General features: G+C 44.6%; 24 protein-coding genes and 1 pseudogene. 8 read left to right on the top strand and 17 right to left on the bottom strand.

Annotation, left to right across the window (positions count from 1 at the left end; translation table 11 throughout):
* Positions 1 to 51 precede the first annotated feature (51 nt).
* The 7 genes from MHH91_RS15740 to mnhG are packed head-to-tail and all read left to right on the top strand — an operon-like array spanning position 52 to position 5,821.
* Positions 52 to 2,454, top strand: coding sequence for a Na+/H+ antiporter subunit A (locus MHH91_RS15740; RefSeq protein WP_014470898.1), 2,403 nt, complete (start codon positions 52 to 54; stop codon positions 2,452 to 2,454).
* On the top strand, positions 2,451 to 2,882 hold the full coding sequence (locus tag MHH91_RS15745) for a Na(+)/H(+) antiporter subunit B (protein ID WP_013353387.1): 432 nt from the start codon (positions 2,451 to 2,453) through the stop codon (positions 2,880 to 2,882). Before MHH91_RS15740 ends, MHH91_RS15745 begins: the two co-directional genes overlap by 4 nt.
* Positions 2,882 to 3,223, top strand: coding sequence for a Na(+)/H(+) antiporter subunit C (locus MHH91_RS15750; protein ID WP_013353388.1), 342 nt, complete (start codon positions 2,882 to 2,884; stop codon positions 3,221 to 3,223). Before MHH91_RS15745 ends, MHH91_RS15750 begins: the two co-directional genes overlap by 1 nt.
* Positions 3,216 to 4,697, top strand: a complete 1,482-nt coding sequence (locus MHH91_RS15755) for a Na+/H+ antiporter subunit D (RefSeq protein ID WP_013353389.1) — start codon at positions 3,216 to 3,218, stop codon at positions 4,695 to 4,697. Before MHH91_RS15750 ends, MHH91_RS15755 begins: the two co-directional genes overlap by 8 nt.
* 5 nt (positions 4,698 to 4,702) lie before the next feature.
* On the top strand, positions 4,703 to 5,179 hold the full coding sequence (locus MHH91_RS15760) for a Na+/H+ antiporter subunit E (RefSeq protein WP_013353390.1): 477 nt from the start codon (positions 4,703 to 4,705) through the stop codon (positions 5,177 to 5,179).
* A complete protein-coding gene (locus MHH91_RS15765) occupies positions 5,179 to 5,463 on the top strand; it encodes a Na(+)/H(+) antiporter subunit F1 (protein WP_013353391.1) in 285 nt (94 codons plus the stop codon). The genes MHH91_RS15760 and MHH91_RS15765 overlap by 1 nt, the downstream gene beginning before the upstream one ends.
* Positions 5,447 to 5,821, top strand: a complete 375-nt coding sequence (gene mnhG / locus MHH91_RS15770; protein ID WP_013353392.1) for a monovalent cation/H(+) antiporter subunit G — start codon at positions 5,447 to 5,449, stop codon at positions 5,819 to 5,821. The genes MHH91_RS15765 and mnhG overlap by 17 nt, the downstream gene beginning before the upstream one ends.
* A gap of 39 nt (positions 5,822 to 5,860) precedes the next feature.
* Here mnhG and MHH91_RS15775 read toward each other — a convergent pair whose 3' ends face one another.
* The 6 genes and pseudogenes from MHH91_RS15775 to degQ form a co-directional block, all read right to left on the bottom strand.
* The gene (locus MHH91_RS15775) at positions 5,861 to 6,244 is read right to left on the bottom strand and encodes a hotdog fold thioesterase (protein ID WP_013353393.1); all 384 of its coding nucleotides are present in this window, start codon (positions 6,242 to 6,244) and stop codon (positions 5,861 to 5,863) included.
* A gap of 21 nt (positions 6,245 to 6,265) precedes the next feature.
* Positions 6,266 to 6,909: pseudogene (locus MHH91_RS15780) on the bottom strand (response regulator transcription factor).
* 80 nt (positions 6,910 to 6,989) lie between these two features.
* Positions 6,990 to 9,296 (bottom strand): sensor histidine kinase, encoded by a 2,307-nt coding sequence (locus MHH91_RS15785; RefSeq protein ID WP_013353395.1) that lies wholly within the window; start codon positions 9,294 to 9,296, stop codon positions 6,990 to 6,992.
* Positions 9,297 to 9,318: 22 nt separating this feature from the next.
* Positions 9,319 to 9,495, bottom strand: a complete 177-nt coding sequence (gene comX / locus MHH91_RS15790) for a competence pheromone ComX (protein ID WP_013353396.1) — start codon at positions 9,493 to 9,495, stop codon at positions 9,319 to 9,321.
* Between the two features lie 18 nt (positions 9,496 to 9,513).
* The gene (locus MHH91_RS15795) at positions 9,514 to 10,389 is read right to left on the bottom strand and encodes a polyprenyl synthetase family protein (RefSeq protein ID WP_013353397.1); all 876 of its coding nucleotides are present in this window, start codon (positions 10,387 to 10,389) and stop codon (positions 9,514 to 9,516) included.
* A gap of 151 nt (positions 10,390 to 10,540) precedes the next feature.
* Positions 10,541 to 10,681, bottom strand: a complete 141-nt coding sequence (degQ, locus tag MHH91_RS15800) for a degradation enzyme regulation protein DegQ (RefSeq protein WP_013353398.1) — start codon at positions 10,679 to 10,681, stop codon at positions 10,541 to 10,543.
* A 464-nt stretch (positions 10,682 to 11,145) separates the two neighbouring features.
* Between degQ and MHH91_RS15805 the strand changes: the two genes are divergently transcribed.
* Positions 11,146 to 11,487, top strand: a complete 342-nt coding sequence (locus MHH91_RS15805) for a hypothetical protein (RefSeq protein ID WP_013353399.1) — start codon at positions 11,146 to 11,148, stop codon at positions 11,485 to 11,487.
* Between the two features lie 6 nt (positions 11,488 to 11,493).
* On the opposite strand, the gene MHH91_RS15810 is transcribed toward MHH91_RS15805, so the two are convergent.
* From MHH91_RS15810 to essA, 11 genes are all read right to left on the bottom strand, one after another.
* On the bottom strand, positions 11,494 to 12,717 hold the full coding sequence (locus MHH91_RS15810; protein WP_013353400.1) for an EAL and HDOD domain-containing protein: 1,224 nt from the start codon (positions 12,715 to 12,717) through the stop codon (positions 11,494 to 11,496).
* 129 nt (positions 12,718 to 12,846) lie between these two features.
* On the bottom strand, positions 12,847 to 14,313 hold the full coding sequence (locus MHH91_RS15815; protein ID WP_014472199.1) for a nicotinate phosphoribosyltransferase: 1,467 nt from the start codon (positions 14,311 to 14,313) through the stop codon (positions 12,847 to 12,849).
* A 17-nt stretch (positions 14,314 to 14,330) separates the two neighbouring features.
* A complete protein-coding gene (locus tag MHH91_RS15820; protein WP_013353402.1) occupies positions 14,331 to 14,882 on the bottom strand; it encodes a cysteine hydrolase family protein in 552 nt (183 codons plus the stop codon).
* 80 nt (positions 14,883 to 14,962) lie between these two features.
* On the bottom strand, positions 14,963 to 15,358 hold the full coding sequence (locus tag MHH91_RS15825) for a YueI family protein (RefSeq protein WP_013353403.1): 396 nt from the start codon (positions 15,356 to 15,358) through the stop codon (positions 14,963 to 14,965).
* A 65-nt stretch (positions 15,359 to 15,423) separates the two neighbouring features.
* Complete coding sequence (locus MHH91_RS15830) at positions 15,424 to 15,672, bottom strand: YueH family protein (protein WP_013353404.1); 249 nt, start codon at positions 15,670 to 15,672, stop codon at positions 15,424 to 15,426.
* 71 nt (positions 15,673 to 15,743) lie between these two features.
* A complete protein-coding gene (locus tag MHH91_RS15835) occupies positions 15,744 to 15,965 on the bottom strand; it encodes a spore germination protein (RefSeq protein WP_340978175.1) in 222 nt (73 codons plus the stop codon).
* Between the two features lie 61 nt (positions 15,966 to 16,026).
* Complete coding sequence (locus MHH91_RS15840) at positions 16,027 to 17,133, bottom strand: AI-2E family transporter (RefSeq protein WP_014470902.1); 1,107 nt, start codon at positions 17,131 to 17,133, stop codon at positions 16,027 to 16,029.
* 136 nt (positions 17,134 to 17,269) lie between these two features.
* Positions 17,270 to 17,506: a DUF2642 domain-containing protein gene (locus MHH91_RS15845; protein ID WP_003152023.1), complete on the bottom strand. Its 237-nt coding sequence runs from the start codon at positions 17,504 to 17,506 to the stop codon at positions 17,270 to 17,272.
* A gap of 136 nt (positions 17,507 to 17,642) precedes the next feature.
* Positions 17,643 to 18,173 carry an HD domain-containing protein gene (locus MHH91_RS15850; protein ID WP_013353407.1) on the bottom strand — a complete coding sequence of 177 codons (531 nt, stop codon included), beginning with the start codon at positions 18,171 to 18,173 and terminating at the stop codon, positions 17,643 to 17,645.
* A gap of 163 nt (positions 18,174 to 18,336) precedes the next feature.
* Positions 18,337 to 19,068, bottom strand: a complete 732-nt coding sequence (locus MHH91_RS15855; RefSeq protein WP_013353408.1) for a (S)-benzoin forming benzil reductase — start codon at positions 19,066 to 19,068, stop codon at positions 18,337 to 18,339.
* A 61-nt stretch (positions 19,069 to 19,129) separates the two neighbouring features.
* Positions 19,130 to 19,603: a type VII secretion protein EssA gene (essA, locus tag MHH91_RS15860; RefSeq protein WP_013353409.1), complete on the bottom strand. Its 474-nt coding sequence runs from the start codon at positions 19,601 to 19,603 to the stop codon at positions 19,130 to 19,132.

Below are 19,603 nucleotides of genomic sequence, written 5' to 3' on the forward strand. Positions count from 1 at the left end.
CTCTTACATAAAGCAGTTGCTTGATGAAAAACAAGCAAAGGAGGTCTTTTGTTGCAGCTGTTACATTTCGCGATTTTGGCGCCTTTTTTATTTGCATTTATCGTTCCCTTTCTCTATAAACGGGTAAAACGGGTCCATACAGGCTGGTTTGTGCTGATATTGCCCGTTGTGCTGTTTGTTTACTTTATCAGCAAGCTCCCTATTACAATGGCCGGAGAGACCGTCCGGTATGCGGCCGAATGGATTCCGTCCCTCGGCATTAACTATACCGTTTATATTGACGGACTCGGGCTGTTATTCGCTTTATTGATTACGGGAATCGGCTCTTTGGTGACTCTTTACAGCATTTTTTACTTATCGAAGGACAAAGAAAAGCTCGGCCCCTTTTATGTGTACCTGCTGATGTTTATGGGCGCGATGCTCGGCGTTGTGCTCGTCGATAATGTCATTGTGCTTTATATGTTTTGGGAGCTGACAAGCCTGTCATCCTTCTTATTAATCGGGTATTGGTATAAGCGGGAGAAATCACGCTACGGGGCGGAAAAATCACTATTGATTACCGTCGGCGGCGGACTGTGTATGCTCGGCGGCTTTATCCTGCTGTATCTGATGACAGACTCATTCAGTATCAGAGAAATGGTCAACCAGGTGCATATTATTGCCGGCCATCCGTTCTTTATTCCGGCGATGATTCTCCTGTTACTGGGAGCCTTTACGAAATCAGCGCAGTTTCCGTTTTACATCTGGCTGCCTGATGCCATGGAGGCGCCGACTCCTGTCAGCGCCTATCTGCACTCGGCTACAATGGTGAAAGCGGGTATTTATCTGATTGCCAGATTCAGCCCGATTTTTGCATTTTCACCCGTCTGGTTTTGGACGGTTGCCTCAGTCGGTCTCATCACGATGGTATGGGCTTCCTTCAACGCGGTCAGACAAACCGATTTAAAAGCGATTCTGGCTTTTTCCACAGTCAGCCAGCTCGGTATGATTGTATCTATGCTCGGTGCAGGAGCCGCCGCGCTTCATTATCAGCATTCAGAGTATTTTACGTTGGCTGTGACCGCGGCTGTGTTTCACTTAATAAACCATGCTACTTTTAAAGGAAGTTTATTTATGGTGGTCGGCATTATCGACCATGAAACGGGGACACGGGATATCCGCAGGCTCGGAGGACTGATGGCGCTCATGCCGGTAACGTTCACCGTTTCATTGATCGGAACGTTTTCCATGGCGGGCCTCCCTCCTTTTAACGGCTTTTTAAGTAAAGAAATGTTCTTTACAAGCATGCTGCGGATTGCTCATGCAGATATTTTCAATCTTGATACGTGGGGCGTGCTGTTCCCCGTTCTCGCATGGATCGGCAGTGTCTTCACTTTTATCTACAGCATGAAGCTGTTTTTCAGAACGTTCAGAGGCGCGCGCAAACCTGATCAGCTTGAAAAGACGCCGCATGAAGCTCCGCTCGGCATGCTGATTTCGCCGGTAATTCTTGCCGCTTGCGCCGTCAGTCTGTTTTTCGCACCGAACGTTTTGTCCTACAGCCTGATTGAACCGGCGATGAATTCCATTTATCCGGCTCTGTTAACCGGCGGAGATACATTCCACGTCCATATTTCCCAGTGGCACGGGGTGACGGCTGAGTTATTGATGACCCTCGGGATCATCATTGTCGGCACAATCGGTTACGTGACGCTGTCTAAATGGGAGCGGCTGTACGGACTGTTTCCGAAAAAACTGTCATTGAACCGGCTTTACGATGCGGTGACGGGCAATATGGAAAAAAGATCTTATCAGCTGACGTCATCTTATATGACCGGATTCTTGCGGGATTATCTGCTGTATACTTTTGCGGCGTTTATCATTCTCATCGGAACGGCGTTTGTGATGAAAGGCGGCTTTTCCGTGACAACGAAAGGAATGGCTGAAATCGGCCTGTATGAAATCGTGCTCTCCCTCGTTATGGTGAGCGCGACGGCGGCGACTGTGTTTGCCAAATCGCGGCTGACGGCCATTATCTCACTCGGTGTTGTCGGGTACACGCTCGCGCTGTTTTTCGTGATTTTCAGAGCGCCCGATCTGGCGCTCACACAGCTTGTCATTGAGACGATATCCGTCGCCTTGTTTCTTCTTTGTTTTTATCATCTGCCGAAAATGCGGCGGAAAAAGAAGACAAGAACATTCCGGATGACGAATTTTATCATTTCTCTCGGCGTCGGCGTCATCGTGACAATGCTCGGGATCGCGTCTTCCAGCGAAAAAACAAAAGACAGCATCGCCTCCTTTTTCACCGCTTACAGCCATAAGCTCGGGGGAGGCAACAATATCGTCAACGTCATCCTCGTTGATTTCAGGGGATTTGATACGATGTTTGAAATCACAGTGCTGTCGATTGCCGCACTCGGCATTTACAGCATGATCAGAACGAAAGTAAAAGAGGAGGGAGAAGAGCGTTGAGACAGCAAAAAACAAACGACATCATCCTTCAGACGGCTACGAAGCTTGTATCTTTTATCATTCTGCTTTTCTCTTTCTATTTATTTTTAGCGGGGCATAACGCTCCCGGCGGAGGATTTGTCGGCGGGCTGATTACGTCTTCGGCCATCGTGCTTTTGCTTTTGGCCTTTGATTTAAAAACCGTCAAATCGATTTTGCCCGTCAATTTTATTTATGTAGCGGCCGTGGGTCTGCTTATCGCAATTGCGACGGGTGCAGGTTCGTTCTTATTCGGGGCGCCCTTTCTCACCCATACATTCGGCCATTTTCATCTCCCGGTGCTTGGGAATACGGAGCTTGCGACGGCCACTTTGTTTGATTTAGGTGTGTATCTCGTTGTTGTCGGCGTTACGATGACCATTATTCAAACGATTGGAGAGGAAGAATAGTGGAAATCTTAATGTCTGTCATAGCCGGTATTTTGTTTATGGCGGCAACCTACCTGCTGCTTTCTAAAAGTCTGCTGCGCGTGATTATCGGCACCGCGCTTTTAAGCCACGGCGTCCATTTGCTGCTTCTGACCATGGGCGGACTGAAAAAAGGCGCCCCTCCCATACTGGGCGGGAAAAGCACATTGTTTGTCGATCCGCTGCCGCAGGCACTCATACTGACGGCGATCGTTATTTCGTTCGGCGTCACGTCCTTCCTGCTCGTAATGGCGTTTCGCGCCTATCAGGAACTGAAATCGGACGATATGGATCGAATGAGGGGAAATGATCAACATGAATAACTTTGTGATATTGCCTATCCTGGTGCCGCTGCTTGCCGCGGTGCTGCTGATTTTTATGAACAGGCACATTATGCTGATGCGGATATTCAGCACCGCCGCTTCCGCTGTCTCCATCGTCATCAGCGCCATTCTCGTTCAGACGGTTTTTACACACGGGATTCAGACGCTGACGCTCGGCGGCTGGAAAGCGCCGTACGGCATTGTGCTCGCCGCAGATCAGCTCGCCGCACTGCTTGTTTTGACAACCGCGGTCATCGGATTGCTTGTCATTTTGTACTCCTTCCGCTCCATCGGAGAAAAACGGGAGCGCGCTTTCTATTATTCAGGGGTGCAGTTTCTTCTGGCCGGTGTAAGCGGAGCGTTTTTGACGGGTGATCTGTTCAACATGTACGTCTTTTTTGAGTTACTGCTGATCGCGTCTTACATGCTGATCGTGCTTGGCGGAACGAAAATTCAATTAAGAGAATCATTGAAGTATATCGTATTTAACATTGTGTCATCCGCGTTTTTTGTCATCGGTGTCGGTTACTTATATGCGGTGACGGGCACGCTGAATATGGCTGATCTGAGCGTAAAAATAAGCGAATCGGGCCAGACCGGGTTGATAACCGTCATCGGCGTCCTGTTTATCGTCGTTTTCGGTTTAAAGGGCGGGATATTCCCGCTGTATTTTTGGATGCCGGGCTCTTATTACGCCCCGCCGGCTGCGATTTCAGCCTTATTTGGATCTCTTTTGACGAAAGTCGGCCTGTATGCCATTTTGAGAGTATTCACCCTGATTTTTATTCACGATACAGGCTTTACCCACCAATTGATGATGTGGCTTGCGATGCTGACGGTGTTATTCGGCGTAATCGGATCTATCGCCTTTTCGGATGTCATGAAAATCGTCATCTACAATATTATTACAGCCGTCGGCGTGATTTTGTTCGGCATTGCCATGAACACGCCTGCCTCCATTCAAGGAGCGGTGTATTACTTGATTCACGATATGCTGATTAAAGGAGCCCTGTTTATGCTGGCGGGCACGCTTATCGCGTTGACAGGCACTGCCAGTCTGCACAAAATGGGCGGATTGATCACCCGTTATCCGGTTTTAGGCTGGATGTTCTTTATCTCCGCCATATCTCTGGCCGGCATCCCGCCGTTCAGCGGATTTGTAGGCAAGCTGAAGATCGCGGAAGGCGGTTTCGATAAGGGGGAAACATTGTTTTCCGTATTGATTCTGCTGTCAAGCCTGCTAGTGCTGTACTCCGTGCTGAAGGTTTTTACGACCGCTTTTTGGGGAGAAGAAAAAGAAATACCGGGCACCGCAAGACGGTCCGCAAAAGGACTTCTTTATCCGGCAGCCGCTTTTCTCCTATTGTCGCTTCTGTTCGGACTCGGAACCGAATGGGTTTCACCGTATGTCAATCAGACGGCTGAGAATCTGCTGAATCCGGAAAAATACATTGAAGCTGTTTTGAAGGAGTAGATGGCATGGCTTTTCAACTATTATTAAATGTGTTTCTCGCTGTTTGCTGGATGTTTCTCACAAACAGCCTCAGCACGGCGGGATTTATTACCGGATTTATCGCGGGCTTGGCGGCGCTGTTTTTTTTCCGGCGCTTCTTCTCGCAGCCGTTTTATATTTGGAAAATATGGTCAGTCATCAAACTGATGCTGATCTTTATAAAAGAATTATATCTGGCCAATGTCAGCGTGCTGAAAACCATTATGTCTCCGAAAATGAACATCCGCCCGGGTATTTTCGCGTTTAAGACGGAATTGACGGAGGATTGGGAGATCACGCTGCTCTCGCTGTTGATCACTTTAACACCGGGTACGCTTGTGATGGATATCTCCGATGATCGGTCGATTCTCTATATACACGCCATGGACATTGAAGATGCGGAGAAAGCGATTCATGACATCCGTGTCTCTTTTGAGAAAGCCATTCAGGAGGTGAGCCGCTGATGTTTACGTTTATTCTGCAATTATCGCTCGGCATTATGGCGGTTTCGACTCTTCTGTACGTCATTCGCGTCATTAAAGGGCCTACGATACCGGACCGGGTCGTCGCGCTTGATGGGATCGGCATTAATCTGATTGCCATGACCGCGCTTGTATCCATTCTCATAAAAACAACGGCCTTTTTGGACATCATTCTGCTGCTCGGCATTTTATCATTTATCGGTACGATTGCCTTCGCTAAGTTTTTGGAGAAAGGAGAGATTATCGAAAATGATCGATATCGTTAAATGGGCCGTCGCCGTTTGTATTCTGATGGGATCGCTGATCTGTCTGGTCGCGTCTTTCGGCACACTCAGGCTTCCTGATGTGTATACACGCGCCCACGCCTCCTCAAAAGGCTCGACACTCGGCGTTAATTTGATATTGCTCGGCGTTTTGGGTTACTTGTGGATGCTGACCGGAGAAATTTCTGTAAAAATACTGCTCGGGATGATTTTTATCCTGCTGACGGCTCCGGTCGGGGCGCACCTCATCTGCAGGGCGGCGTACAATTCAGGAGCGGCGCTTGATAAAAGAAGCGTTCAGGATGATTATAAAGGGATCAGAAACTTTGTGATCAAACGAAAAAAAGATTCATATTTGTAAAAACAAACAGCCGGACGATTCAGGGTTCCGGCTGTTTGTTTATTTTGTTATAACAGCCAGCGTGCAGCGGGAAACACAGATCAGCCTTTCTCTTTCATCAAAAATTTTAATCTCGTAAACAATGGTTGTTCTGCCTGTATGAACGGGTTGCGCAATCGCCGTGACCGTACCGCCCTCTTTCACGGATTTTAAATGATTGGCGTTAATCTCAAGTCCGACACACGCCTGTGACGACTGATCGATAAAATGCTGGGCCCCGACACTGGCTGCGGTCTCCGCCAGCGCTGCTGATGCGCCTCCGTGCAGATATCCGAAAGGCTGCACCGTCCTCTTATCCACCGGCATAACCGCGACGCATCTTCCCGCCGTGTTTTCAGTGATTTCAATGCCGAGTGCGCCGAGCAATGTATTTTTCAGATTCATAGGTCATTCTCCTTTCAAGGTTTATAGTACGTTATCTGACTTGGCGATCAGCACCGCTTCTGTACGGGAGCCGACATTCAGCTTGTTAAAAATGGATGTCAGGCTGTATTCAATCGACCGCTTGCTTAAGTGAAGCGCATCGGCGATTTCCTGATTGGTCAAACCTTTTTCGACCTCTTGAAGAATATGGCGCTCTCTCGGTGTTAACGATCCTGCTCACTTTGAGGGGAAGAAGACGTTTTTGTTTTTTGCTGGGTCAACAGCTGTTTGAAATAGGAGAAATCAACTAAAATCTGTCCGTTAAGCACGTGATATATGTATTGCATGATTTTCTCTTTAGACTCGGTTTTGCTGATGGCACCGTGCAGACCCGCGCGGATGGATTCTTCAAAATAATCTTCAACCTCATAACCTGTGTAAACAATAATTTTGCAGAGAGGATTCTCTTTTAAGATTTTCTTGGAAAGCTCTATGCCGCTGAGGTCATCACCCAGATTTAAATCCATTAATATGAGATCGTAAGCTGAAAAATCATGCCGAAGAACGAATTGTTCACTGGCATCGGGACTAAGGCAATCGACAGAAAGATTCGTGTCCGTTTCCAGAATCGTCTTGGTGCCCTCCATGACAGCCGGATGATCATCAATCACTAGTATCTTTTTCATGGTTTCCTCCCTTTTACTCATTCATTTCCATTTTATTAAAAAGACTTGGCTTCTGCCAAGTCGATTTAGTGATAAATTGGTTACAATTCCATTTCAATATCCGCTTTAAAACCATTTCCTTCACTTGTGTCGATTTTCATCCGGCCGTCAAGCGCCCGGACGCGCTCCTTAATACCCGAAAGCCCCATGCTCATCGCCTGTCCGCTGCCTTCCTCCTGATTGCATCCGACCCCGTCATCTTCATAATGCAGAATCACTTTATTTTGAATGCTGATCAGCATAATCAGCACCTCATTCGCCTGTGAATGCTTCATGGCATTCGAAAGAAATTCCTGAATGATGCGGTACAAATTCAGCTGCGTATCCAAATCCAGCGCCGCCGTAAACCGTCCCGTATTCAGACGGATATGAAACGGCGCACGCTCCTGCTGCTGAGCGGCAAGCTTGGATACCGCCTTCACCAGACCCAAATCATACAGCAGCTGAGGCCGAAGCTCATGACACGTCTCCCGGGTCATCAAAATCACATCCGACATCTGCTCATTCATCTGATGAAGCTTGTCCTGCACCTCTATGTGACAAGGCTCTTCTTTCTTAAAATCGGCCAGAAACAGCTCACACTGGCGTTTCAAAGAAATCAAATCCTGCAGCACCGAATCATGCAGATCACGGGCCAAATCCGACCGCTGCTTTTCCTCAATCGTAAACATCAGCTTTTTGAGCCAGACCGGGTTTGAACCTTGTTGTTTTAGATCTTGTAAATGGTTCATGAGTTCTTCGATCTGTAAAATGTTTTCCATCGAAACACTTGTATAAAAAGACAATGTCTTTAACCAAGAGATTTCATCCCTTGTCAGCCTTGGGGTATTAATGCTGGATAAACAGAGCAAAATGTATGAATTTGCCCCTCTTTCTCCAATCTTCATCAGAAATCCTTGATTTACTTCAATTATCTTCCCAATCTCTGATGTGACTTTATCAAATTCTTTTTTATACGGCTGCCAATTCGGTTCGATGTTTTGTTTATCAAAATAAAGAATATCTCCGTCTGAACTGATTTCAAAAATGTAAGCCTTACTTACAGGTAATACATCCAATATAGTCTTTTTCAGATTCATAAACACTTGATTTAAAGCTGACACACTTTTAAGAAGCTGTGTATATTTATAAATGCTGTCTTGATAATTGTATTTTTCTGAAAAACGTTTCAAACGGAATTTATAGTCTAAAACCTCTTTGGTGTAAAAGACCGCCAAAAAAATCAAAAACACATATAAAGTGATTTGAATGGTGTTAAAATGATTACCTTTACTTTCATATAAGATTGACAGCCATACAACCCCTATTGTAGGAACAATAGACAAAAAACTATAGTATCTAATTCTTCCCAACAAAAAATCTATATCATAAATCTTGTTGACAACAAATTGATAAACCAATGCCAATGGAATAATGAGCAGAAACGGAGCAGTTACTATAGCTGAATAAATATACTGTCCTAAAATAACTTCAGAAAGAAGATAAAGAACAGTAAATGGTAAAAAAGCTATTGTGTTAGATATTAGTAACACTTTTAATAGATAAGCATGATCTCTCTTTCTATAAATAATGGCATAATAAACAATATACATATACACTATTAGTATCTCGATAAAAAATGACAATAAATTCATGTCTCTAACAAAGTATAAATCATATCGATATCTAAAAAGTTCTGTAACAATGTTAAGGACAGGTAAACAGTAAAGAATATATACTATACTCTTTGCTGAAAATTTTATTTTTAATTCTTTAAAATATTGATATAAAAAATGCAGGTATAGTACAGGCACATTTAAAAAAGTAAAAAGATTAACATATCTATTTATCTCATATCCTCTTGTTACACCGCCTGCACTTAAATAAGCTATCGATATAAAAATTAAGAAGCAGATTAGAATATAAGCAGAAACTGTATTTTTTATACGATTGACTTTGTATATATAGAAAATACATAATAAGCTTAGTGCAAATAATATACAAGGGACAATATAAATAAAGAAACTAACTGAACTGTTTAAAGACAAATCCTCTGAACCATGCAATTGAATTTCATGATTACGTCTCTCAACCTTTAAGTTATTAGCCTTTGCTAAATAACCATTTTTGATATTTTGAGAAGAAGGCATGTGCCCATTTATCTGTAGAATTTTGTCCCCTTCTTTTAAATTCAAGTATCTTCCGTAAGAAGATTTTGTAATTTTAACAACTTCAAACTCATGTTTTGATGTTTCAACAACATAGGTTCCGACTAAAATTCCATTCTGGGTAAAGTATATAATATGTGCAATATAGAAAAAACTAAATATCAACAGTGCGATTGAAAGATGCTTAATAAAATACCTCAATGGATCACAACTCTCTTAAAAATTATTGATCCCAAAATGTAAATTCAGGTTTTTTCTTATAAGTGCTGTTACTGAATATTTCTATAATCGCGGGGATAATTGAATGGGGAATTCCGATCAAGCAAACTTCCCCCTCTTCCAATTGATGGATCACTCTTGGATTTTCTATAAGATAATTCACAATGTCTTGTTTCTTCATATTACTCCCCCATAATTCTCACCATAGTTTAATTCTTATGTTCAACTTTTCCATTTCGTTATAAATTTCATTTTCATATATTTTAATTAACATTAAAACATATTGTCTGACTCCTGCTTTACACAGCAATTCTTCAAAATAATTTCTGTCCGATATGAGAGAGTAATAGCTGTTTTTAGAATTCATCATATTTAAAACTTTTTTTGAGGCACTATTAAACTGACGATTTAAAAACAAGTTTATCAAAGTTCTTTTCTTCTTCTTTATATCACTACGGCTTTTATCAAATAAACCATAATAGTCATTTTCAATTTGTTTAATAACGCCAATTTTATAAGAATAATTCTCAATTGTTGCGTTAAATTCACCACTTGCAAGCATCGCCCCTAAAACAGCTGACATTGCAGTTAACGATCCTGATTTCTGTTTTATCATATGTAAACACTCTTCTTCAGTCTCCGGGAAATTTCTTAGATCATTATGCTGACCTTGCATTGCATTTAGGGCATATTTTATTGCAAGTCTTGAAAAATCGATGTTTGATTCAAGCTCACAAATGGCTTGCAGGCTTATTGAATACAGAGAAGTAGCCGCATTCAGGGATATAGCATGGTCAGTTTGCATCCATGCCTTATTAAAGTTATCTTCATCTTCAATATCGTCAAAAATATCAAAAGCTAAAATTAAAAGTTCAATTCCAGCGGCCAGTAGTGTGATTTCCGAGGAATGTGTACCCTTAAAAGCAACATAATGCTGGAAAGCAAGGACACCGAATGAAAAGTGCTTCTTTTCATTAATGAAGGTCAAAAGAGTCTCTTCTAAATGTAGATTATCGACTTTATCCCCAACAATTTCCTTCATCTTCCCTTTAATCGTTTCGGCATCTAAACACATTTGCTCAATAATTGTCTTCACCCTCCCATTCTATTTTACTAAATGCAGGTGATGAAAGACAGCAGGTTTTTCGTTTTTTAACAATCGTATAATACTTTATCCATGAAATGGGTGAAAAATGCACAAAAAAAAGACTTGTTTCCAAGTCTTTTTAAGAAATTTTCATTGCATATGAGAATTTATCGAGCTGATCAATGCTTTTGTTAATGTTTCGTAATGAGTCGGTTGTTTCTCTGATATCATTTTCAAGTCGGAATAATAATTGCTTTACTTCTTCTAATTTCTTTTCCACCGTTTCCACACTCCTTTTTTTGAAAGATCAATGAATTGTGTATGGTGAACGAGTCCTAGGTATTTGATCTGTTACTAATAGTGTAAACGTTTTTGCGGGATTTTTCACCGAAAAGTATGTGTAAAAGTATCTGCGTGACACCGCAAACCACGGTAATCCCATAGTCCCGAACAGAGCATTTGGCGAACAGGACTATATAACTACCATAAAGGCAGACGTTTGGGATGAAGCAGATCAATCTGGTGGTTCTGCTGGTTTTTTAACGGTTTTCCGACAAACCGCTAAGGACTATAGTCCCTGACGTCGCAATTTCAAAAGAGAATGGGCGAACAGCGTCGCATAACCACCGACAAACACCGAAAAGACCGCAACACCCGCATTGTGGTCTTTTTGCATGTCATAACTCGTTATCACGCCGCCTATACTCATGTATAACGAATGTTATCTCAGAAGGAGGCCGCCGCATGCTTTATGTGTATCCATGCTGTCCTGTTTTCGCCGCGCCATACCGCAATCCTGCGCCTGCTCCCACGATTCACGCAGATATTTTGACAGCGTCCGCAAAAGAGGCTGCGGGCATGCTGGAGGACGCCCGCCTGCTCCTTGCGCGGCTGTCGGCGTCAAAAGAGCTTGCGCGCCGCATCCTCACCGCAGCGCAATCATCTGACGCCGCGGCGGTCAAGCGGCTCATTAAGCAGACCGGCATCAAAAATGATTTTGATGTGACATTTAATCCCGACGGCATCCGTGTCAGTCTGTTCAGAGAGCAAAGCCGGTTCATCATCGCCCTCAGGTGGTCGGCTTAAAGCGCCTCAATTCACGATAAGCTGCCGGCACCATTCGATCGCCTGTAAGTAACATTCATATGCTTCTTCTTTGTCCAGTTCTTTTCCCCACTCGTCACAGTCCCAGTTGTTGCATTCAATGGCTTTGACGAGCCCGAGCATCATGTAATAATCGTTTTCATAACCGAGCAGCGCCTGTCCGACTTCATCAATTAAAGGCAGTTCTTTGACTATGTCCTCAAGCTCTCTCTGGAGAAGCGTATCGATGAGTGAAAACATGCCGATCAGCATGTAAGAGGAAGGCTGCGGTCTTCCGGTTCTTTTCGCCAGCAGTTCGCACAGCTTGGCCCTGATTAAAGAAATCTTAATGATTTCTTTTTGGCTTGAGTGGCTTTTCGCCGTTAAATCTCTGAATGAAAGAATGTAAATCAAACGCTTAATCTCATTCAGCCCAAGCATCATGATGGCCTGCTGGATGCTGTCTATCTTTTTTTTCAGCCTTGTTTGCGATCCGTTTAAAAAACGCAGAATCTGATACGATAATGTAACGTCCCGCTCTATGTATTCCGTTACGCGCTCTATATTGGGCTGGTCTTGGTTTAATTCGTTTAAAAGCTGGTAGTAAGAATGAAAATGAAACGTCAGATCATTTCCGCTGATGACACGCGGTTCACTGAAAAAATATCCTTGAAACAGGTGAAAGCCGTCTATGGCTGCCTGTTTATAATCTTTTCTTGTCTCCACTTTCTCCGCTAAATAAATCAGATTTTTACAGCTGTACGTCTGAATGATTTTTTTGCGTTCCAGACGCGAAGATTGCAGGAAATCGATTTTTAAAATATCAATATATTTCATCAGCTGTTCCAATAATTCTTCATTTGCCGGATTGATGGCGTAAAAATCATCAAGTGCTAATGTATATCCTAATTTCTTCAGCTGTCTGCATCTTGAGATCAGTGCCGGAGTGATCGGTATGTCTTCAAGAATTTCGATAATGAGCTGGTCAGGATCAAAGGAGGTAGGGAGATCTGAAAACATCAGGCTTTCTGTAAAATTCACAAAGCAGCGTTTCCCCTCTGTCAGCTTTTCGATCCCGATGTTGATAAAGCTGTTTATAATGAGATCTGTAGTAGCTTTATCTCCGTCCGCGGCCGAATAACGGTTCTCTTCACTCTCCCGGTAAAGAAGTTCATAAGCAACAACCTGTTCGTTTCTGTTGAAGATAGGCTGTCTCGCAACAAACACCTTCATTCATTTACCCCCTTAGGTGCGGCCTTCGAACATAAGTATATCAAATAACTTGACGAAATTTGTCTAAATGTGAAAAATATTATCACAAACAAAAAGCCTTTCCAGAGAAAGGAAAGGCCGTTTTATCATCTATTCAAGCTCCCGTTTCAGCTTGCTTTTGATCTCATGAATCCGCTGCATTTTGTTGCTCCAGCAGTCTTCACTTAAATCGACCGGATATTCTTCCGGCTTGCTGATCCGTTTGTATTCCTCCCACAGAAGTTTGAGGTTTTCCTGGACATATTGCTGGATATCGGTAATTTCTGGATTATCATAACATAAAACGCCGTTTTCAAAAATCGGCTCATGCAGGTCTTTCGCATAGAAATCAGTGACGAATTTACTGACGAATGTATGAACGGGATGGAACATTTTTAAGCGTTTCTGGTCGTTTACCCGCTCGTCATAAAGAGCGATATAATCCCCTTCAGAGTGATGATTCAGCTTGTTGATAATCCGGTATACTTTCTTTCTTCCCGGCGTTGTCACTTTTTCAGGGTTTGACGAAATTTTGATAGTATCGGTCAGTTTGCCGTCCTCTTCAATGGCCACAAGCTTGTAAACCGCGCCGAGGGCCGGCTGATCGTATGCGGTAATCAGTTTTGTGCCGATTCCCCACGTATCGATTTTCGCTCCCTGCGATTTCAGATTTAAGATCGTATGCTCATCAAGGTCGCTTGAAGCGATAACCTTTGCGTCTTTGAAACCCGCTTCATCAAGCATTTCACGCGCTTTTTTTGACAGGTACGCCAAGTCCCCGCTGTCCAGGCGGATGCCGATGAAGTTGATCCGGTCGCCGAATTCCTTCGCGACTTTAATCGCATTCGGCATGCCTGAACGGATCGTATCGTACGTATCTACGAGAAACACGCAATCTCTGTGCGTCTCCGCATATTTCTTAAAAGCCGTATATTCATCACGGTACGCTTGCACGAGCGCATGGGCGTGCGTGCCGGATACCGGGATATTAAAGCGCTTTCCGGCTCTTACATTACTCGTCGCGCTGAAGCCGCCGATCAGGGCCGCTCTCGCTCCCCACATAGCCGCATCCATTTCATGGGCGCGCCGCGTGCCGAATTCAAGGGCGTCCTCATCACCGACAACGCCTTTAATGCGGGCTGCTTTTGTCGCGATTAATGTTTGGTAATTCACAATGTTAAGCAGAGCCGTCTCAATCAGCTGCGCTTCAATGAGGGGCGCTTCGACCCGCATAATCGGTTCGTTGTTAAAAACGAGCTCTCCTTCTTTCATGCTGTAAAGAGACCCGGTAAAAGAAAGATCCCGTAAATACTCAATGAAATCATCATCATAGTGCAATTCCGTTTTTAAATAATTCAGATCGCTGTCGGTAAATTTGAAGTTCTCCAAGTATTCGATTGCTTTTTCTAAGCCCGCAAATACCGCATAGCCGTTTTCAAAGGGAAGCTTTCTGAAAAAAAGCTCAAAGATCGCTTTTTTCTCATGAATGCCGTCTCTCCAGTACGTTTCGGCCATATTAATTTGATAAAGATCTGTATGTAAAGACAAACTGTCGTCTTTAAAACCATGCTCCACCAAAATTATTTTCCCCTTCCTTACTCTGCCACTTGCGCTCCGATGCTGTTCTTAAAATGGGACAGGGCCCATTCATGCCCTTCAGGATTAAAGCTTGCCACAGCGTTTTGATGAATGACGATCTGAAAGCCCTTGTTGTAGGCGTCAACCGCCGTGTGAAGAACACAGATGTCGGTGCACAGGCCCGCAAGATGCAGTTCAGTGATCTGCCGTTCCCGCAGTTTCAGCTCTAAATCCGTTCCCGCAAAAGCAGAATATCTCGTTTTTTCCATATAGCTTACGTTTTTTGCGTTTTTATGTTTCTCATAAAGAGGCGAAAGCTTTCCGTACAGCTCCTTGCCCTCCGTGCCGTTGATATTATGCGGAGGAAACAGGCGTATTTCGGGATGAAAGTCATCGTCTGCATCATGTGAATCCACCGCAAAAACAACGTAATCACCGTTTTCTATAAAAGCTTGCGTCAAACTGACAATCGTATCTTCAATTTGCCTTGCGGGTTCTCCGCACGTCAATGCTCCGTTCTCTGCTGCAAAATCATTCGTATAATCAATGCATATAAATGCTTTTTTCATAGCCGGCCTCCCCGCCATTCATATGAAAACCATTATATCCTATCTCCACCTGTAAGTGAATTGGCATTGTAAAATGACATTTATTTCAGGAGTGAACGCTGAAAAATGTCATCCTGAACATAAATGCCGTCCAGGTTCACAGCATGATCGGCGGCAAAAACCAGGCCGAGCGGCGTTTCAAATTGAAGGTCCGAGATCACTGAGCTTCGGACACCGTCCAGTGCGGCAAGCTTCATATATGGTGAATAAGCATGATACGGCAGCCTTCCGTTTATATACAGCACCGCGTCTTTTCGGTTTTTCAGCGCCTGTTTCACTTCTTCATACGGCTTCTTTTGCAGCACCTGCCCCTTCGTCAGGGCAATGATGACTCTTTCACGCAGCGAGCCTAAAAATAAATGGCGTTCATCCGGTTTCGTCTGCAGAGGGCCATACATACCCTGCTGTAAATAAAGGTCAACTGTTTTGTCGCTCATCGGCCTGTCCCTCCTCAGCTTGTTTTACAATTATCGCCCCGGCATGGACGCGGTAAACCGTTTCGTTACATTTCAGCGACCCAATGGGAGATCTTGCCGGCGAGCTCTCCGGCAGGCTCTTCATCAATCAGTTTGCTGAATGATTGTAAAAGCCGCTGCGCCAGCGCCTTTTTCTCTTCCTCATAGGAAATAATCGTGCTCCACTCAAGTTCCGGAACGGCTACGAGGGTATGCTGTTCTTTTTTATTTTCATGCAGATACACATCGCCGATCATTCCGGACTGCACGGTAATATTCGCTTTTCTGATTTTCATAAAAATTCCCCTTTTATAAAGACTGATTCTATTATACTACAAAAAAGCGACAGCCTCCTAAAGGGAGGCTGTCACGCGTTAAACCAATCAGGTTCGTCAAACAGATCGATATCTTCAAAGAGCGTTTTGCTGAATTTATTAGTGACTTTGACAAAATCTCCGGAATGAAACGCCCCTGCCCCCGCGCCTGAGTGGTCAACGGCTTTGGGAGAAATGGCAAACACGTCACCGAAGCTCGCCGCAGCGTCTCCGGCGAAGCTCATAATATAAATCGGTCCCACAATTGCAGGCATACCCACACCTCCGCTTTTCTTTACAGCATTTTATGCGGCGCGTGCGGAGTTGTGCCCGTTTTTATTTCGGCTTGCGGTTGTCTTCGTGTTTTGACCGCTGACGAAGTTTGATAAGGCGGACGATATTTAAGACGAATGCTTTTAAGACCGCGTAAACCGGCACAGCCAGAATCATTGCGAGAATGCCGCCGAAACTGCCCGCTCCGACAAGCAGAAGAATAATGGTGAGCGGGTGGGTATTGAGCCGTTTCCCGATAACAAGCGGAGAAAGCAGGTTTCCGTCAAGCTGCTGGACGACAACGACAACAATAACGGCAAACAGCGCCTTAGCCGGAGAATCCATAAACGCGATAATTACCGCCGGCGCAGCCCCGAGAAACGGTCCGAGGTACGGAATGATATTGGTGACGGCAATCACCATCCCGAGAATTAACGCGTAAGGCAGGCCGATAATCCAATATCCGATAAAGCATGCCGTCCCGACAAAGAGACAGATCAGCAGCTGGCCTTGGAAATATGCGGCCAATGTGACATATAAGTCATTGAATATTTTCCGACCTTCCGCCCGGTAGGAAGAAGGCAGGATTTTGACCGCCAAGAGCGGAAAACGCCGGCCGTCCTTCAGCATATAAAACAAGATGAACGGAACGGTGATCACGACAAGCGTTATATTCGTAACGACGCCGAACACGGCGGACAGGCTTGCGGTAATATTTTGCGGAAGACTTTGTAAAAATCCCGTCAGAGACTGCTGAATTTTTTCTATCGACACATAATCCTGCGTCATCATCCACGTAAACCATTTGGAATGGGATAATTGTGTCGTCAAGCTTTGAATCTGATTAATGTAATCAGGGAAATTGTTAAACAGCCCCGTGACCTGGGAAGCCACAATCGGTCCGATTGCGGTGAACATAAAGGCTATCAGGCCGATGAAAACGAGATAAATGAGCAGGATCGCCAATGTCCGGGGGATTTTTTTCTCAAGCAGGCGCACGATCGGATTAAAAATGAAAAACAAAATGCCCGAGATCAGAATCGGAAAAAACAGAGTGGTGATAAAACCGAAAAACGGCTGAAAAATAAACGAGACTTTCGTTGATACGTAAATTATGAGCAAAACGAGCAAAATTTGCAGCGTCCAAAAATGGACCTTTGATTTCAACAAGCGGTTTCCTCCTATTGTTATGTGAACTTGTACTGTGATTGTACCAAAAAAAGCCGCCGTGCATCTATGTATCTCAAAAAAGAAGACGCACCGGGGTTTTGTAAGGACGGCCTCCGGTTTGCGCCTTATCGGGCTGTTACACACGTTCGGTATAATCAGGCATGACAGAAACCACATGGCGGTTTCTGATATAAAATACGCGGTCATGCGTTTCTTCAATGGCGATATGATCTGGAGTGGCATCAATCAGCCGTCCCCTGACAATGCGTCTGACGGTTTGAATGATAAACCTTGAGCCGATAAGCTTATGGATGGTCTGATAAACGTAAGGATCTACTAACGAGACGATTTGCGGGCTTCCTTGATGGGCCATTTTCGCTGATCCCCTTTACTATGTTTTCCTTCAGCATATGCAGCGGACAAAGGCTTTGACACAGTACGTCTATCGGAGGGGAAAAGGGTTAGTGAGCATGCGGAGTTATGTAAGCGGAAAAGGCCGCATGAGTGGCCTAGACTGAGCTTCTTATGGGATATTGGGCTTGGTCAATTAACTGATCAAGCTTTTGGATTTGTTTGAGCGCGGCCGTATGGTCCATTTGGCGGTAATGGTGATGTCCGCCGGGTTCTTCATCGAGTTCATCCGCTTGTTTCACAATTTGCTGGAGCGTATTCTTGTCCAGTTCGCCTTCAGGCAGATAGGAATCGGTGTGAAGCAGAATCGCCAGCGCAATCTCTTTCGCCGCTTTCGGTTCTTCACCGAGCCGGATGAGCAGCTTATGCGCCCGTTCAGCGCCTTTAATGGCATGGATATCGTTTCTTCTGTACTTTTCATAATCCCATTTGCCGTCTGTGTACCATTCGTAATGGCCGATGTCATGCAGTAAAGCCGCTTTCGCCGCAAGATCCGGGCTGACACCTGCTTTTACGGCAAGACGGTATGCATGAAACGCGCAGGCAACCGCATGGGCGACGCCGGAACGCTGTAAATACTTTTGTGCGATTGGATGGGTGAAGACATCCATTAACGTTACATTTCTCATGGAAACCCCTCCTTATTTATATTTTTAGAATCCTAACATAAATCGAGAAGAAACTCAATTCATCCGATACATTATTATACCCCTTATATTGCGTTTCAGTCATAATATGCCGCCGGGCCGCGAAGTGATTGTACAAATAAAAAAGAGCAGCGCGGAAGCTGCTCTACAAAAACTCTTTGATATCGTATATCCGTCCGTTTTCCGGCTCTCCTGCGATCAGTGAGCGGATGACACCAGCGATGTATTCCGGACTTCTGAGGCTGTTCGTTTCTTTCAGATTGCGGAACCGATCGATGTCGTGAAAATCTTCTTTGGATGAAGAACGAATGACGGCCTGCATGTCTGTATCCATCACTCCCGGTGAGAATGACAACATGCGGACCGGCAGCTCTTCATCTTCCTGTTCAAACCCGAATGTTCTCGTAAACATATCAAGCCCAGCTTTTGAGCTGCAATACGCGCTCCAGCCTTTATAAGGATTTTTCGCCGCGCCCGATGTGATGTTGACAATGGTTTTGCTGCCGGTGAACGCTTCGAAACGCTTCGTGAACATTTGGCTGAGCAAAACAGGCGCCGTCAGATTAAGGGTGTAATGGCGGTTCAATTCTTCTGCGGAAGCTTCTTTCGCCCGCTTGATCGGTTCTACCATTCCGGCATTATTGATCAGTGTGACGGCGGAATACCGCTTCTCATCAGCTTGATCAAGAATCGCCTTCATCTGCCGCTCGGTGTCTGACAGATCGGTTAAATCAACACTGTATTCTGTCAGTCCCTCGCGCTTTTCTCCGCTTATCGTTCTTGAAAGCGCGGCGACTTCGGCTCCTTCTTGAAGCGCCTGTTCCGCAAGCGCCCGCCCCAATCCTTTTGATGCGCCTGTTATCAGAAAAAACTGCATGACACTCCTCCTTTTTTTTCTTATTTTACGGACTGTCTTCCCGCAAACACAAGCGATCTGTTTACCGCTTTGCCTTTTCCTGCGCCGTGACTTTCGGAATCAGATAAATCATCGCCGCAATGCCGAAGAGGATCAGGACGGCATAAATGACAGGCAAAAGAAAAGAAGTCTTTTTCTCATCCGCTTCCATATCTGCCGAGGTATGGCGCACCGCCGGCTCGGCAAAAGTGATCCCCAGTTTTTTCGATTGCGCTTTGATCGTATTCGGCTCAGTGTCTGACGATGTAAACAAATTTGATATCAGTTTTTCATCCGGGCTTTCGGCCGGTTGATCAAACGTAATGTCCTTCTGCTCTTTCGGAAGCGCCGTTTTTTCTTCGGAGTAGGCGTCGTCGTGCAGGTAATCCGTACGAATTTCAATGTCTTTCTTTTCATATTCATTCGGCTTGACATCAGTATTGTCCTCATTCGCGGCTGCGGCTTGAGGAAGGAAAAGGAAAAAGGAGAGAGCAAACAGCAAGATCCCTTTTTCCAT

This window comes from Bacillus sp. FSL K6-2819 (assembly GCF_038008305.1).
Lineage (GTDB): Bacteria > Bacillota > Bacilli > Bacillales > Bacillaceae > Bacillus > Bacillus amyloliquefaciens.

Excerpts from the sequence above, each read along its gene's own strand:
- MHH91_RS15805 (WP_013353399.1), top strand. The coding sequence starts at position 11,146 with ATGCTTTATGTGTATCCATGCTGTCCTGTTTTCGCCGCGCCATACCGC.
- MHH91_RS15825 (WP_013353403.1), bottom strand. The coding sequence starts at position 15,358 with ATGAGCGACAAAACAGTTGACCTTTATTTACAGCAGGGTATGTATGGC.
- MHH91_RS15760 (WP_013353390.1), top strand. The coding sequence starts at position 4,703 with ATGGCTTTTCAACTATTATTAAATGTGTTTCTCGCTGTTTGCTGGATG.
- MHH91_RS15765 (WP_013353391.1), top strand. The coding sequence starts at position 5,179 with ATGTTTACGTTTATTCTGCAATTATCGCTCGGCATTATGGCGGTTTCG.
- MHH91_RS15795 (WP_013353397.1), bottom strand. The coding sequence starts at position 10,389 with ATGTGTTTAGATGCCGAAACGATTAAAGGGAAGATGAAGGAAATTGTT.
- MHH91_RS15810 (WP_013353400.1), bottom strand. The coding sequence starts at position 12,717 with ATGAAGGTGTTTGTTGCGAGACAGCCTATCTTCAACAGAAACGAACAG.
- MHH91_RS15855 (WP_013353408.1), bottom strand. The coding sequence starts at position 19,068 with ATGCAGTTTTTTCTGATAACAGGCGCATCAAAAGGATTGGGGCGGGCG.
- essA (WP_013353409.1), bottom strand. The coding sequence starts at position 19,603 with ATGGAAAAAGGGATCTTGCTGTTTGCTCTCTCCTTTTTCCTTTTCCTT.
- MHH91_RS15820 (WP_013353402.1), bottom strand. The coding sequence starts at position 14,882 with ATGAAAAAAGCATTTATATGCATTGATTATACGAATGATTTTGCAGCA.
- MHH91_RS15850 (WP_013353407.1), bottom strand. The coding sequence starts at position 18,173 with ATGAGAAATGTAACGTTAATGGATGTCTTCACCCATCCAATCGCACAA.
- MHH91_RS15830 (WP_013353404.1), bottom strand. The coding sequence starts at position 15,672 with ATGAAAATCAGAAAAGCGAATATTACCGTGCAGTCCGGAATGATCGGC.
- comX (WP_013353396.1), bottom strand. The coding sequence starts at position 9,495 with ATGAAGAAACAAGACATTGTGAATTATCTTATAGAAAATCCAAGAGTG.
- MHH91_RS15835 (WP_340978175.1), bottom strand. The coding sequence starts at position 15,965 with ATGCCTGCAATTGTGGGACCGATTTATATTATGAGCTTCGCCGGAGAC.
- mnhG (WP_013353392.1), top strand. The coding sequence starts at position 5,447 with ATGATCGATATCGTTAAATGGGCCGTCGCCGTTTGTATTCTGATGGGA.
- MHH91_RS15775 (WP_013353393.1), bottom strand. The coding sequence starts at position 6,244 with ATGAATCTGAAAAATACATTGCTCGGCGCACTCGGCATTGAAATCACT.
- MHH91_RS15845 (WP_003152023.1), bottom strand. The coding sequence starts at position 17,506 with ATGGCCCATCAAGGAAGCCCGCAAATCGTCTCGTTAGTAGATCCTTAC.
- MHH91_RS15755 (WP_013353389.1), top strand. The coding sequence starts at position 3,216 with ATGAATAACTTTGTGATATTGCCTATCCTGGTGCCGCTGCTTGCCGCG.